At 40.6% G+C, this 15801-nt stretch carries 7 protein-coding genes; all 7 read right to left on the bottom strand.

Annotated features, from left to right (window positions below; genetic code table 11):
- Nucleotides 1–5: 5 nt before the first annotated feature.
- On the bottom strand, nucleotides 6–3452 hold the full coding sequence (locus H7U19_RS03290; RefSeq protein WP_186558745.1) for a hypothetical protein: 3447 nt from the start codon (nucleotides 3450–3452) through the stop codon (nucleotides 6–8).
- 67 nt (nucleotides 3453–3519) lie between these two features.
- Nucleotides 3520–4383, bottom strand: coding sequence for a glycoside hydrolase family 16 protein (locus H7U19_RS03285; protein WP_246454583.1), 864 nt, complete (start codon nucleotides 4381–4383; stop codon nucleotides 3520–3522).
- 13 nt (nucleotides 4384–4396) lie between these two features.
- A complete protein-coding gene (locus H7U19_RS03280) occupies nucleotides 4397–5842 on the bottom strand; it encodes a carbohydrate-binding protein (RefSeq protein WP_186558739.1) in 1446 nt (481 codons plus the stop codon).
- 13 nt (nucleotides 5843–5855) lie between these two features.
- The gene (locus H7U19_RS03275; protein WP_186558736.1) at nucleotides 5856–9041 is read right to left on the bottom strand and encodes a glycoside hydrolase family 2 TIM barrel-domain containing protein; all 3186 of its coding nucleotides are present in this window, start codon (nucleotides 9039–9041) and stop codon (nucleotides 5856–5858) included.
- A gap of 106 nt (nucleotides 9042–9147) precedes the next feature.
- A complete protein-coding gene (locus H7U19_RS03270; protein WP_186558733.1) occupies nucleotides 9148–11073 on the bottom strand; it encodes a hypothetical protein in 1926 nt (641 codons plus the stop codon).
- Between the two features lie 15 nt (nucleotides 11074–11088).
- Complete coding sequence (locus H7U19_RS03265) at nucleotides 11089–12642, bottom strand: RagB/SusD family nutrient uptake outer membrane protein (protein WP_246454582.1); 1554 nt, start codon at nucleotides 12640–12642, stop codon at nucleotides 11089–11091.
- Nucleotides 12643–12658: 16 nt separating this feature from the next.
- Entirely contained in the window at nucleotides 12659–15760 is a 3102-nt protein-coding gene (locus H7U19_RS03260; RefSeq protein ID WP_186558727.1) for a SusC/RagA family TonB-linked outer membrane protein, read from the bottom strand.
- Nucleotides 15761–15801 lie beyond the last annotated feature (41 nt).

Here is a 15801-nt window from a genome sequence, read left to right as displayed (position 1 = left end):
GATTTCTATTTGTTTACGGAAACTATAATTTCCTTCACTTCGCCCTTTCGTTCAAAAAGCGATTGGGATACATCTGCATTTAAGCTCAGGCTATCAGCGTCAATTTCTCGTCCGTCATTAAACACGATTCGCATTCCTTCGTTTTCGGATAATTGATAAATGATAGGCACTTGGCAATAGGTGAAACATAAAGTATCCTCTTTAATCTCAATGCTTTGCTCCTGTTTGTTAACGTCAGTATATTGGAAAGTTTTTGGTGTATCCAAAAATTCCTTTTTCTGCAATAAACTTGGTTTGAAAGCGATTTGACCATCTTCCACAAATACGCCCAATTCTCCAAATCGGCTAAGAATATCCTCCTTAACCTGACCGGTCATTCCGGGCTGTTGCGCGCCTTTTGTGGCTGGGGTATGCGAATAAGGATCAGTCGGAAAAGCACCGTATAGTTCAGGTGATTTGTGTACACCGATACCTGCATTTATTTCGTAATAATGATCCAAAAGTCGTCCAATAATGGCATCTTCTTCATTTCCATTAATAGCGGACACACAGTTTTCCTGCACCGCCAGCAACAATTTAGAAACCATGTGCCAATAAATAGAACCCAAACCTTCATATCCGAAGAAGGTTCCTGAGCGCCCCGTAAAGGATTTATGGTCAAAAATATCCTCAAAAACCTGAAGCAAATAGGCTTCGTCTTTATTGACCAAAAGCGCATATTCATCATCCAAATTGCTCAGTGCGTCTTTTAGACTATTGGCGTTGTTGAAATTTCCGTTAAAATGAAATCCACCATTCACATCTTTTTCTACAATCTGCCTATTGCCGTCAGTAATTAATTTTCTGAGCAAAGCTGACTGTTCCACCTTACTAGCAGGAATGTTGTTCTTTGTATCAAATCGAGGCAATTCTTTGTTTGGATATAAAATATAACTGTATTGATCATCCCTGAACAATGCACTATTTTTTAAACCATCTAACAAACTCAAGGCTTGATTCGGAGAAAGATAGCCTGCACTTAGGGCGGCCACTTGGCCCTCCAACATTTCCGATAGGTAAGAAATGGACACCTCGTTGTCGTTTTCAACCGTCATCAAATTATAAGCGTGATACATATTGTCCTCACGTTTATTGGCATCGATACTATGTTCCAAATAGGATTTGGTAACTTCAATAAAACCTAAAATAGCTTCTAGGCTAAGCGTCGATTTTTCATTTGAAAACCCTTTGGCATAAATAGTTTCCCTATACTTGCTACCTGCGGTTCCCAAACCGTCCAAAACTGTTTTTCGGTCTTTATCTGAAATACCTCCAGATAAGATAGAGGCATTATCCAAAAGTGTATTTAAAACACCATTGAAAAATTCCATGAGTTCTTCAGAAACCTCAACTTCCGCTACCTTTGATTTTTTTATAATTCCTTCAAAGAAATTCAGGAAGCGATAGATATAGTAAAGCGTTACCATTGACACACCATTACCCACCAAGGCATTATTGGCATCGTTCCATTCTGGGCGTTGTGTGTTTAACCAAATACCACCCTCAGGGATGAAGTTTGATATTTTAGAAAGTACCGTAGTCAATAGTTTTTCAATAAAATTGACCCTGTATATTTTGGAATTCTTGTCTAACAACAATGCCCCATCGGCGCCCAACACATCTCTTCTTTTGTGAATCGTTTGGTCGAGCTTATAATCAAAATCAATCGTATCCTTGGGATTCTTCAAAGTGTCCTCGTAACTTTTGATGATATAAGGCACATTGGCATAAACAAATATGTCCTGATTGAAACGTTTTTCCAATCTCCCAGGATAATGGTCTTCAACGAATTCCAGGAATTTCAACAAATAGATAATTTGATGATCTCCCCAATAGCCAATATAAGACCATGGGTCGTGCTCCTCGATAACCTCCCAATCAAATCCACCTTTGGTTACTCTGTAAGGGTTGTAGCCCTCAAAAGTAGTCGCATTCAAAAACTTGTGGATCATTCCTTCGATATACTCGGGATATGAATGCGCCAAAGCTTCCCAGTTTTGGAAAATATCACGCCAGTTGCCTTCATAATCCAAAATTTTTGAACCGTCAACTTCACTTCGTGTATTGATGGAAAACTTGTTCCATGGGCGACTTGGGTCACCGTGCCTTCTGCTGAATTTTAATGGCAGGTATTCAAAACACAAACGTTGGAAATCCTTGTTGTCATCCTGATCTGCCAAATTCTGAATAGTTCCCAAAGTGAAGGTTTCACCCAAGGCATTTAAACTAGTTTTCTTTTCCTTGAAAACATCCTTGTTCGCATGCTCGATGTATTTTAAGAAATCCGTTTTTTCAATTGTGTAGCCATTGTCAAAAATTCCACCACGCATGATATTGAAAAGCGTGTTTGAAAAATGCCTCATGTTGGTCAACGGGTCTTCCGTTAATTGAAGGCCATCAGATGATGCTGTTAAATCAATAAGATTTGCAGTTCCTAAATCAATATTTTTTTGGAGAGCAGTCTCCAAATCGGATTCATTTTTAATGAATTCTGAAATTTCGACTACATCCGAAATGGATTGATTAACATTCGCTATAAACCTCCAACTTTCTTCCGAATCAGGCCCTAAAGCTATGTGGGAAGCCACAAAGTAAGCGCCTTTTTCAGCCTTCATATCTACTTCCTGAGACACAGGATTTCCTCTTCTAAAAGCATCCAGCTGCAAGGACGAAATCAAATACGTTGGATTATCCAGTCCAGTGAACCACACGATATTTGCCTTTAAAGCTTCACTCGGTTCTGCCTTATCCACGATAACAGAGCTTAAAGCATAAATGCCAAGACCAACTTCAGACTGTAGTTCGCTTTTCTTATAGGCATCGACGAGGTTACTTCTGATATTTTGTAAATCTGCCGTAACACTTGCAGGTAAAATATTTTGAAGACCATCCAAAACCGAAATTTCAACAGCATCACCCGTATTATTGATTAACGACGACTTTTTTACAAAACCAAATTGGTTGCTAGAATTCCATTCGTATCTAAAGGTCAAACCTAAATCCAGATTGTTTTCCTCGAAAATTATTTTATTCCCGTATATGTTTTTATACAGGTTGGTTTGGGTTTCATATAGCCCTGCCTGACGAATGGAAAAGGGTTCCCATAAATGGGTTTTTCCGTTTTTATGGACTCTAAAAATGGCTTTGCTTCCTGTTATTTCTGCCATTTCAGTAATCTTATCGTCAGTATAATAAGGGAACAACGAATAGTCGGCATTTTTGCGACCAGCCGTTAAACCTCCATTACTTGAGATAAACATCCAGTGGTTGGAGTCGCTCACAATACTCATAAAAAACGGGCGCATCTTATCACTGTTCGAAATTTTGAAATACGTTTCGTTATTAAAAGTGACCAATTCGCCTGTTATGCCTTTAGTTTCTTTTGAAACATTATCTAATTCTGTAACAATCATAGTTTGGTTGTAGCTTTTAAAGGGTTGGTTTTCACAAATCAAAACCAACCCTTTAATAAAAAGTTATTCAATCTGCCGCGTACACTCTTACATAGTCGATGTACATGGTCTGAGGAAAGACAGTATCTTCATTTGGATTTCCATCAAAATTACCACCCACAGCTAAGTTGATAATCATGAAAAATGGTCCATTATCAAAGACCCACTGAGACCTATCAACATCTTTCTCATCTAAACTAGCCGGAGTGATCTGAAAGTACAGAACGTCATCTACATAATAATTAATGTAGCTAGGGGCCCATTCAATACCATAGACATGGAACTCCGTATCTACCCGTGTATTTGGGAAATCATACTTTTTCTTAATTGGGTTTCCACCACTATATCCAGGACCGTGCACGGCCGCATTCACTGTAGCGGGGGAAGAGCCTCCATTCTCCATAATGTCAATCTCCCCGCAAAACGGCCAACCGATCTCATCAATATTAGCACCCAATAACCAAAAAGCTGGCCACATGCCTTTACCAAATGGCAGTTTCATCCTAGCTTCAAACCTTCCATACTGTTGTTCAAATAACCCCTTCGTTATGAGCCTAGCAGATGTGTAGCCAGAGCCTTCAAAGCTTTCTTGAATTGCCGTAATTTTGAGCATACCATCTTCCACTCTAACATTTTCAGGTCTATCAGTATAATACTGCAATTCGTTATTCCCCCAACCGTTATCACCAATTCCGATATCATAGCCCCATACGGCTGGGTTTGGCACACCATCAACATCAAACTCATCACTCATCGTTAGAGTGTCAAAATTAGTTACTACTTGGTCGCCAGCCGGATCGCAGCTAAAAGCAATTCCTCCTAGCGTTAGTGCCGTTAATAAGAGACATAATAAATGAACCGGTTTTGTTTTTACTTTGTTTATAATATTCATGTTTTTCTGTTTATTAATTTTCAGCATAGAAATAAATGTTATCTAAGGACACATTGGCAATGGTAGCGTCGGACACAAATATTATGGCTCCAAGGGCATCTTGGGCACTCAGACCCACAAAATTGGATAAAGGAATATCAAACTGCACCCACTCGTTACTTAATAAATCTGTTCCAGGAATAGTATATGCGCCTGATACGCTACTACCTAAAGTGAAATTGTTGAAAAGTTCGATCCTAAAGAAATCAGAAGCTTCAACCGTTTCATTTACCCTTACATCAATATGCATATGTGTCATCTCTGTTGCATCCAAAGGCACCACGCCACTTCCATCCCTACCATAGAACTCAATGGCTACGAAATTCAACATAGTGTAATCTATAATATTTGTCCCATTTTCTTCAACGGCACCACCAAGCGTGGTTTGAAAGCCGTCGATGTAAAAACCGTTGTAATTATCGACAGGAACATTGGCAAATACATCACTAAAAATTGAAAGTACATTAAGGTCTACGGCTTCTACCGTTAAAGATCCCGCCGCTTGAACATCACCCAGCTTTGCTGTAATTGTAGCTTTATTATCAGGTTGTCCCGTATTTGGATCGATGTTACCCTCACCAACAATTGTAACTAGACCTCTGTCATTTACCGAAGCCACAAACGGGTTTGAGGTTTCAAAATCAAAATAAGAAGGTGAGGCAACTACAGTAACATCACGGCCTTTACCTTCAACATTAAGAACATTAAATGTTTGTGACAATCCAATAATTGGAACAGAGCTATCTACATTGGCCTGTGCAGTTTGATCTTGGCCTCCAAGAATTGCGGGCCTTGGCTGGGCTACTGTACCAAGCTTCTCAAACTTCAGCTCATCAATCCAAAATGTAAAGCCAGCACCGTTGGTACTATTCGTATTTGCCGAAAAAAGGAACATTCCTTTTTCTTGAACCAATTTTGATGGGTCTGGTATAGGAATAATAATTTTACTCCATGTTGTAGATAATTCGACATCATTCAAATTAACCGCATATTTATTATCAAGAAAGTCAGTGCCGAATCCAAATGTAGCAACACTTGCAGTAGTTGAACCCTTTGCCCAAAATGTTAAGGCATCATAACCTGTTAAATCCCTACCTTCTCCTCGGTCTTTAAAAATACCCCCTATATAACCTCCATCCGGATTTGTTGGTGTTGGCACATCAATTCTAATTGATGTGGTGCCTTCATAAGCTTCATTATTATCAACATCAAAGCCGTTTATATTGGCTCCTGTCGCTGGATCAAACGATATAAATACCGAATCGTTTAAGCTTACGGGTACATCAGTAAATATGTCTCCATTGCTCGGAAAAGTGGCAAAATCGATGTCGTCAGAAAACCCTCTTTCACAGCTCGCTACTACACATATTAACCCCAAAACAGAGAACAAAATGTGATATTTAAAAATTATTTTTTTCATAATTAATGCCGTTTTATTTACCAATATTAATGTGTATGTACGTTCTTATCTCCCATTCTGATCCATTAGGAAATCCAACAGAACTTATTACTTGCTGGGGGGGAAAAGTCTCGGTTACCGCATTTGGACTATACCTTGGAGAGTTTTGATCCATAGAGCGCCACGTACCTCTAACACCAATTTGGGTACTAGGCAGGATAAACCAATCTGGCTTTCCTAAAGTTGTTGATACGTCCAACATCATTTGTAATGGATATGTCAAGTTAAAATCGCGATGGTAGTCAAATGGTCCCCAATCATTTACCTTAAAATGAGACATGATTTTTATTTTATCCATAATTACTCTTAGGTCAGCTCCGAAACGTGTGATAGTCCTATCCGAATCACCATTGGCCTGACCATTTCCGTAGTAGAAATTACCTATAAGCCCAAAGTCTTGTCCAATTTTTGAAACCACTCGTGCATGTGCCTCCCACAAATCCACAGCGGGTGCTGTTTCACCAAAGGCAAAAAATGTACGGTTAGCAAAGAAACCAACATGACCGTCCATAGTGGTGGGAAGGTGTTTGTAAACAAAACCTGCGCTTAAAGCCAGTTTGGCGTCTTCCGCTCTATCGTTATCCCAAGCATACATCCATGTACCAGGGGTGGGATCGTAAGTCAGCAAAATTTCACCTGCCGATGTTTCTCTGTTACCATTTCTTACCGCAAAAGGATCATCAATCACGTTTCTTAATCTTCCTGGAGCAGGACCTCCATTAGGCATAGGATCAACCAATGGCTTTTGCCACATAAAGTTTGGAGCTATCTGCAGATCCCCAACAGAAAACGTCAATCCGGTAAGAAAGTTGGTCATGTTACCACTACCTGAATCTTTCAATCTCCATCCCGTAAATGTTCTGGTTTGGTCGAAACCTCCATTAGCAACTAAGCCCATGTAAGACCCTTGGGCGTACCAATTAAACGGTCCGTTCTGATAGGTGATTTTGGCCTTGGCTCCCCAATTATCGTTGCTGTTAATTTTATCAACCAAAACCACATCAGCTCCCTCTTCATAAACTTGATAGGAACTGCCGTTTAATGGTCTTCCGCCCCAAATTGCTCCGAGGGTAAGGCCAAGTTTCCCAAAATCCCTTTCCATAGCTACAGTAGCTCTTTCTGTTGGCCATGCAGGAATAATACCCGATCTCACTTGATTTTGATTTAAAACACGTCTTCCATTGTCGTCAAACTCAAGGTCGGTATTTAAATCTCTATGATAAATCCCCGTAACGTCCCATTTAGCTATATGTGTCGAATATTTCAAAAGCATTGTTGGGTTGGCTCCCCACCATAATTGTGGACCGAAAGCTGCCTTTAGCCCTTCCAATTCACCTTTGGCGTCCACTTCAAATCCTAGGATTTCACCGTTGTAAATATCCAAATTAGGGCCATAGTTAGCTTCGGGATATAAGTTGAAGAAATCGCCTTCATAGGCCCAATGGTAATGTCCTGTTCTGTAAAATCCTCTTAAATCGAAATCCTTTGCCTTCCAATCAAATTCCGCCTGATACACGCGAACACGGTTATTATCCGTTAAAGTGACTTGTTCTCCCTGAACATTGGTTACTGCCACAGGCCGCCCAACGTTTTCATAAAATATTTCATTTATAGGATTACTTGCGACATTGCCCAAAATATTGACATCAACATTGGCGGTCATATTTGACGCGGGTTTTCCTTGAATGCCAACAAAGTAGGATTGCATGTGATCGAAGCCAAGTTCATTGGGAAAGGTTAAGGCATCATCAGGATCTGCAGTTTCCGGAGTAGTAATTAATGATCCCCCCGTATTGAATGTCGTAAATCTAGCAGATAATCTGCTGATACTAAGCCTATCCATATCACTAGTATTAAGGGCCGCCCTATCTCCGCGTGCCTTTAAAACCGCATCCATGATATTGATATTTTTAAAATAGTTTTGGACAAAATCCAAACTCATCCCCTCTTCATAAGGATTTAAGGCGTGAGCCTCTTTTAAGGTGTAATATGAAGCTCTAGGATACAAATCATATAAGCCACGGGCATCTGTGGGGCCCTTAGCACAAATACCAAACCACTCCTCGTTCATGTTATTGGAGCCATTCTTTGTATCGTGGTAATACCCTCCATTGCTCCAAGACGCACCTGTATCATGTATATCGGCATTTTCTCTATCATCAAAACCTAATTTCCACCAACCATCACTAAATTGAAATGTAAATCCACCGATTGAGTTTCCAACTTTGCCCATACCAGCCGCATTTTCATAAATCTCTTTCCAATTTAGCAGATTATAATGTGCTTGCCAGTATTGGTCTTCTTTATCCGCTAAGGCGTTATAGGCATCCGCTCCAAACTCGGTAAACATTACCGGTTTATCCAGTTTGTCTTTTACCACCTGGAAGAAGTCCCCAAATGATTCTCCTCGATAGGTGTTAGCCCCGTACACATCAACGTCTTTACATTCTTCTGCAATAATATCAATGAACAAAACGTCTCCATTACATATAGCAACAGGGTGATGAGGGTCCATTTCCTTCATTTTTTTGGCCACGTCGTTCATGAGCCTGTACATGGGTCTTCCCCTTTTTTCTCCAACAGCCCTTTTTTGCTCCTCACCTTCAGGAAAATCCTCAGTTTCATTTCCTGCCCAAAACAGTCCATAGTTATTCTCATTACCCATCATATACATCAAAACCCCCGGAACATCCTTGTAGTCTTCAACCAATTTCATCATATCAGACACCAACTGTTCTTGGGTTTTCTCATCAGTATAAATTGTAACTGGTGTCCAAACACCATCCAATGTGAGCCCATAGCGGCCAAATGAGTGATTCAAGAGGGTATAAATACCATACTTTTCGTAAATATATGTGACCCACTTTGCTGGAACACCTACATATTGTCTTACAACATTGACGTTCATGTTTTTAAGTAGCCCCATTTCAGTATCCAATCCTGCTTTAATAACATCGTCAGATAACTCCCAGAAATTGGCATTAGTAACATCAGTACCAATCGGTACGTAGTCCCAATTAATCCCATTCATCATGAAGTCTTTGCCATCTACGACTAATTTGGTTCCCTGGTCATTCTTTACTATCTCGACTTTGTTGGCCTGAGCAAATAGTGCAGAAGTAAGCAAAAGAAACACTAATCTTAATAAATTGTTTTTCATATTTGATTTAGTTATGTTGATGTGAATTGATTATTCTAATTCAGAAACAAAAGCGATATCATTACAGATACCGCCCTGTATCTAAATTTCTCTATCACTGTTCAGCTTACTGCTTTACCAGTTTGAAGGACCAATACCCAGGACCGAAATTAATATCAAGCTCCATGGTATTCCCACCATCAGAGAGTGTGATTTCATAAGTAACAGAATCTGGTGCATCACCAGGGGCTGCCAGCTCACCTGCATTAGTCACTTTAGACAAGCCTAAGAAAGCACCTCTACCATCGATAGTTATAGTACCCGCTCCTTCATCATAGTCATAAGTTGCTGAAGCAGTACCGTCATGAGGGAATACTGGGGTTCCACATTCCTCAGCAGACGCTCCTTGCCATGGCTCCAACCAGGTTTGGTCTCCTAAAATATTCTGGAAAGTGCCGTCATTATTAAATACATACTCATCATCAAACAAGCATGCTCTTCCAGTAACATCTTCTGATGCATTAGACCACCATGACACATCGTCTTTTACTGGACCAACACCTAATGCAGCAGCTTCCGGCGCTAACTTCCAAGTTCCTACCAAAGGATCTGCAGGTGGCACGTCCTTAACCAATTTGAAAGACCAATACCCTGGACCAAAATTAATGTCAAGCTCCATTGTATTTCCATCATCGGACACCGTAATTTCATAAGTTACGGAATCTGGAGTATCTCCAGGAGAAGCAAGTTCTCCAGCGTTGGTCACTTTTGCCAATCCTAAGAAAGCACCCCGTCCATCTATAGTTAAAGTACCCGCTCCTTCGTCATAGTCATAAGTTGCAGAAGCCGTGCCGTCATGAGGGAATACAGGCGTTCCGCACTCCTCAGCAGATGCGCCTTGCCATGGCTCCAACCAGGTTTGGTCTCCTAAAATATTTTGGAAGGTACCATCAGAATTGAACACATACTGATCGTCAAATAAACAAGCTCTTGTAGTAACATCTTCAGAAGCATTTGACCACCAAGACACGTCATCTTTTACTGGACCAACACCTAAAGCCGCAGCCTCCGGTGCTAATCTCCAAGTACCAGTAATAGCTGGAGGCACATCTTTTATAAGTTTAAACGACCAGAATCCAGGACCAAAGTTAATATCAAGTTCCATAGTGTTTCCGTCGTCAGAAAGTGTAACCATATAGGTAACAGATTCTGGCGCATCACCTGGGCTAGCCAATTCTCCTTCATTTGTAACTTTTGACAACCCAAGGAAAGCACCTCTACCGCTAATCGTGATTGTGCCTGCCCCTGCGTCATAGGCATACGTAGCCGAAGCTGTTCCATCATGTGGAAATACTGGAGCCCCGCATTCTTCAGCCGCAGCACCTTGCCACGGCTCTATCCAAGTTTCTGCACCCAGCACATTTTGAAACGTACCATCTGGATTAAACACATAGGTATCATCAAACAAACAATCTCTAGTCGTAATATCTTCCTCAGCATTTGACCACCATGACACATCGTTCAAAGCAGGGCCTACACCTAAGGCTCCAGCCTCGGGCGCTAATCGCCATGTACCAGCAATTGGAGAACCTCCTCCTCCACCTGAACCTCCTCCTGTGTCAACAGGTTTATAAATAACCGCGTGCTCTTTTGTTATAGAAACATCTTCACGCCCCGGAAGTGAAGCAGTAACGGTTATATTGTATAGTACTGATTCTTCAAGTTCTGGATACTCATATATAACCATTGGACCACTGGTCTTTTGGATTAAATCCTTAGTACGGTCTGCACTACCATCCGCTACATCCACTCCACTTGGGTCGCCAAAATTTACAGTATATACAATGCGCCCATCCGGTGGTACCGTTGTTGCGATCACACCTACTCTGTTACCCTCGGGGTTCAATGTAGCAATATTGAAATCCAGTCCAGCGATGATATTCAATTCATCATCTTCTTCACATGATATCGCCACAATACTAAGGAAAAGTACGGATGCGATGTAAAATCCTTTTTTTAAAACATTCATCTCTTTAAATTTTATTGTTTTCATTATTCAGTTTAGTCTTTAGTTTGTATAACCCGGGTTTTGACCCCATCGCTCTTCGGCCTGTGCCAATTCTAATTCAATCAACGGTATTGGGAATAGCTCATGCTTTCCAGTCTCAAAATTAATTTCAACAAAGCCCTCCGGTTTCGTGGCATTATATTCATCAAAAGCCGCCTTGGCCCTTCCCGTTCTTACCAAATCAAAGAATCTATGCCCTTCTCCTGCCAATTCCTTACGACGTTCCTCATAAATGGCGTCTATAAGTGGCCCTTCACCAGAAGTATAATCCATACTATTATTGCCATATGCACGCGCCCTAACCTGATTCAGATAATTTTCGGCATTTGAACCTCCGCTTTGTGCTTCGGCCTCAGCTGCCATTAACAATACATCAGCATATCTGATAGCCCTGTAATTATTTTTATGAACCAATTCAGCTGTACTGGCATTCCCTGATTTATCAGACTTTCTTGGCATATACTTGTGATTGTAAAAACCTGTATCTTCCCTTGGCGCTGAATAATTGCCACCAGAATCCCTCAATTCTCTAAGGTCAAAAATGGTGATATCTCTACGCATATCATTTGCATCGTATAAGTCGTACAATTGTTGTGTCGGCAAATTAAAGCCCCAACCCGATGCATATACAGGATCGTCAAAAGGAGATCTTGGCCCATTAAACTGAACAAAATAAGATCCTTCACTACACGCAAGGCAATCCCATCCGGCTCCTTCTACGTTGGTATATTGAATTTCAAAAACGGACTCGGGTCCATTTTCCCCGGCAGTAGTAAACATGTTAAGGAAATCATCACCAGTAGTTAGGCTGTACTGTCCACTTGAAATTACCTGATTTAACACGGTAGCCGCCTCGGTAAATTTGCCATCATATAAATAGACTTTCCCCAATAATGCTTGGGCCGCACTCCTGGTTGCCCTGAATGGCAAATCCTGCGTGGCTGGTAATCCGGCTATTGCTTCTTTAAGGTCTTCCTGTATAAGGCCGTAAATTGCCGAAACGCTTGTTGTTCTTTCCATTGCGAACTGATCTCCAGGTACTACTCTGGCATCCACAATTCTACTGACACCTCCACGCTCTTCAACTTTCATTGGGACGTTACCAAAAAATTTGGCAAGTTCGAAAGTGTAATAGGCTCTTAAGAAGTAGCCTTGCGCTATAATTTCTTCCTTACCTGCAAAATCCAATTTATCCTTGTTTTCTAGAAGGAAATTTGTACGGTTTAAACCAGCGTACATCAAGGTCCAAATATCCCTTAATTGGTTATTGTCCGAGGGAGTTTGTGTTAGATAGTTTACGTTTTGCAACGTTGGCTGATCAATTGTAAACGAATCACCCCCGGCAATAAAATCATCTGAAGCCACTACACCTGTAAGCACGTTCCAAAACGTGGCCTGTAATAGGTCGTACGCTCCAACCAGTGCGTCTTCATATTGCTGTTCTGTGCTAAAAAAACTTTCATCTGTATCTCCTGCCGGTTCCACTTCCACAAAGTCATCACATGAAGGAATTGCGAAAATCAGCAACAACAACACATACTTTAATTTTTTCATTCTTTTCATAACTTTTTTAAAATTTGACGTTTATTCCTAGTAAATAAGATTTAGCAACCGGATAAAATCCTTTATCAATTCCGTTTCCGATAGGTGTATCTGAACCCGCTGAAGGATCAAAACCTTTATAATCTGTGATGGTAAATAAGTTGTTACCAGCAACGTATATCCTTAATTTGTCAATGCCTATACTTTGCATTACCTCAGGATTAACAGTATATCCTATTTGTGCATTTTGTAAGCGTAGAAATGAAGCATCTTCTACATAGAAATCGGATAAGAGGTTTTGGTTAATTGAACCACCCGCAGTAACTCTTGGTACTGAGTTGCTGGTACCTGTTCCTTGCCAACGCTCTAAAACATAATCCCCAATGTTAGCGGTGGGGTCTTTACGCTCGTAATCGCGAATCATATCGTTTCCGACCGATGCAAAAGCATTGGCACTGAAATCCAAATTCTTATACGAGAAACCAATATTAAAGCCCATGGCAAGTTCTGCAATAGGGTCTCCAATTACGGTTCTATCATCCGGTGTAATCTCTCCATCCCCATTAATATCCACGAATATCAAATCTCCAACTTGTGCTCCACCATTGTCGCTGTGATAGGTTCCACTTGGCGCTGTAGCATTTAAAGCATCAATTTCGGCTTGGGTTTGGTATATCCCTCTGGTCTTATATCCAAAGAAGTGTCCCAAAGGCAATCCAGGAACCATACGCGCAATTCCCGTTTGGCTAATACCCACACCAAATTCGCCTCCAACAGGTGGTATTTCACCATTAACAGAAATTACTTCATTATCTAATAGCGTTAGGTTAAATCCTATATTGAATTGAAAGTCATCAGAAAAGTTGTCGTTATAAGAAATACTGAATTCAAGACCTTTGTTTTCTACAGTTCCCGCATTAACAAGGGGAAAGCTCGTTGGGCTCAAACTAGGATTGATCAATCCTGAAGCCTGAGGTGCAAATAATAAATCCTTGGTCTGCTTTCTAAAAGCATCAGCAGATAAACTTACTTTGTTATTAAATAATCTGGCGTCAAAACCGATATTTGTAGATTCCTGTTCTTCCCACTTCAAATTTGGGTTACCAGGCACTCCCGACGCTGTTCCAAAAATCAAATCGCCTAAACCTGATTCATTACCTGGCACCACAGTAGCTTCGCCATCAAGTCGAGTAATAAACCTAAAGGCATCTATTCTATCGTTTCCTATTATACCATAACTACCTCTTAACTTCAGAGAATTTACTACTTTGCCCTCTCCCCAAAAGTCTTCATCGGAAATATTCCAGCCGATAGACCCGGAGGGGAAATATCCAAATTTATTATTGGGTCCGAAATTACTTGATCCATCCCTACGCACTACGACCGACAGGAGGTATTTTCCCTTGTAATTATACTGTAGTCTTGAAAAAATAGATTGTAGGCGAGTGTCGAAGAACTGAGCACCATTTTTTAGTGCATTTTCATCAAATCTAGGCACGACACGGCCATCAACCCTATCGCCAACCCAGCCATCAACTAAAGCATCTCCTTCCCAGTTGCTCCCATTGGCCAAATTGAATCCAGTTTCACCATAAAAATGCCCTCGTGTTCTAAATGAAGAAGTGCCTAGTAATAAGGTCACATTATGGTCGTCGCCCAAGGTATCGCTATAAGTAATGAAACTATCCCAAGTGTAATCGGTATATAGGGCACTAAAATCCTGAACTTCATTCTCCGTTCGAGAACCAGATTTACTGCCTCCATTACCAAAGTCAACTACCGGCCTAAAGACATCATCTAACACATTTGAATAATTAATTTGAAGCTTAGAACTTACAGTAAATTTTTCAAAAAACGTATAATCCAACCCGATAGTACCACTATATCTGTCTGTCCTGGAGATATTGTGATTATTAGCTATTTGGGCCAAGGGATTGACAACCTCTATACTGGAAACACTTTCCGCTAATGAAAAGTTTCCGTTTTCATCATAAATAGGTAAATCAGGATTGATGTTTACAGCATTATACAGGGGGGTTCCTATACCTCCTTCAGGCAAATTGTTTTTAGTAGAATTTGTATAAAGCCCTGTGGTGGTCAACTTTAGATTATCAAGAATATCGTAGTTATATGATAATCTTGCAGTAACCCTTTCGAAATTAGATTTTCCGCCACCAACAATACCATCTTGGTTTAAATAGGCTACACCGAAACTGTAAGACGATTTCTTTCCACCACCGCTAGCTCCGAAGTTTAAGTCGCTAATGGCAGCCGTTTGAAACACTTCATCCTGCCAATCGGTGCCTTCCTGCGGATAAACAAAATATCTCGTTTCATCAAAAGCATCATTTACGAAGATTGCAAAGTCGTAGGGACTTAGCAAATCTATTTTCTTGCTGGTAGCCTGAAAACCAGTAAAAGCATCAAGTGTAAACTTTAGCTCGGATTCCTTTCTACCCGTTTTGGTCGTAATCAAGATAACACCATTTGCACCACGAACACCATAAATACCTGCAGTGGCATCTTTCAGTACATTTATACTTTTGATGTCATTAGGGTTCAGCACCGAAAGATCTTCTATAACGTTGCCGTCTACAAGAATTAAAGGTTTGTTGTCCCCGTTGGTAGTAATACCACGAATTCGAATGTTTGCTCCCGCACCCGGTGAACCGGAATTGGAAGATACATTCACACCAGCGATTTGACCTTGCAAGGCTTGCTCCACACGCTGCGGATTCAGTTTTTCAATGGCTTCGGAATCCACCACCGAAACGGCACCTGTCACCTCTTTCTTTTTCTGGGTACCATAACCTACAACTACAACCTCGTCGAGGGTAGCAATATCCTCTTCGAGTTGTATCTCTAATTTTTGACTTCCTGCTACAGTTACTTCTTTAGTTATGTAACCAACATAACTAAAGTTTAAAATAGCACCCGTCTCAACATCTGAGATGGTGAAGTTACCGTCAAAATCGGTTACTGTTCCTTTTGTGGTGTTTTTTACAATAACGTTAACACCGGGAATCGGAAAACCTGTATTGTCCAGTACGGTTCCACTAACGTCTACATTTTGTGCACTAATGTGCAATACAAGAAGTAACATTAGCATGTTAATCAACTTTTGTCTCATATTTAGTCAGTTTTTGAGTTTTAGTTATGATAAAATTAGAG

The organism is Hyunsoonleella aquatilis (assembly GCF_014270105.1).
In the GTDB taxonomy this organism is placed as follows: Bacteria; Bacteroidota; Bacteroidia; order Flavobacteriales; family Flavobacteriaceae; genus Jejuia; species Jejuia aquatilis.
Note: the sequence above shows the minus strand (reverse complement) of the source record. Positions and strands in the feature narration are given on the sequence as shown.

Excerpts from the sequence above, each read along its gene's own strand:
- H7U19_RS03290 (WP_186558745.1), bottom strand. The coding sequence starts at position 3,452 with ATGATTGTTACAGAATTAGATAATGTTTCAAAAGAAACTAAAGGCATA.
- H7U19_RS03285 (WP_246454583.1), bottom strand. The coding sequence starts at position 4,383 with ATGAATATTATAAACAAAGTAAAAACAAAACCGGTTCATTTATTATGT.
- H7U19_RS03280 (WP_186558739.1), bottom strand. The coding sequence starts at position 5,842 with ATGAAAAAAATAATTTTTAAATATCACATTTTGTTCTCTGTTTTGGGG.
- H7U19_RS03275 (WP_186558736.1), bottom strand. The coding sequence starts at position 9,041 with ATGAAAAACAATTTATTAAGATTAGTGTTTCTTTTGCTTACTTCTGCA.
- H7U19_RS03270 (WP_186558733.1), bottom strand. The coding sequence starts at position 11,073 with ATGAAAACAATAAAATTTAAAGAGATGAATGTTTTAAAAAAAGGATTT.
- H7U19_RS03265 (WP_246454582.1), bottom strand. The coding sequence starts at position 12,642 with ATGAAAAAATTAAAGTATGTGTTGTTGTTGCTGATTTTCGCAATTCCT.
- H7U19_RS03260 (WP_186558727.1), bottom strand. The coding sequence starts at position 15,760 with ATGAGACAAAAGTTGATTAACATGCTAATGTTACTTCTTGTATTGCAC.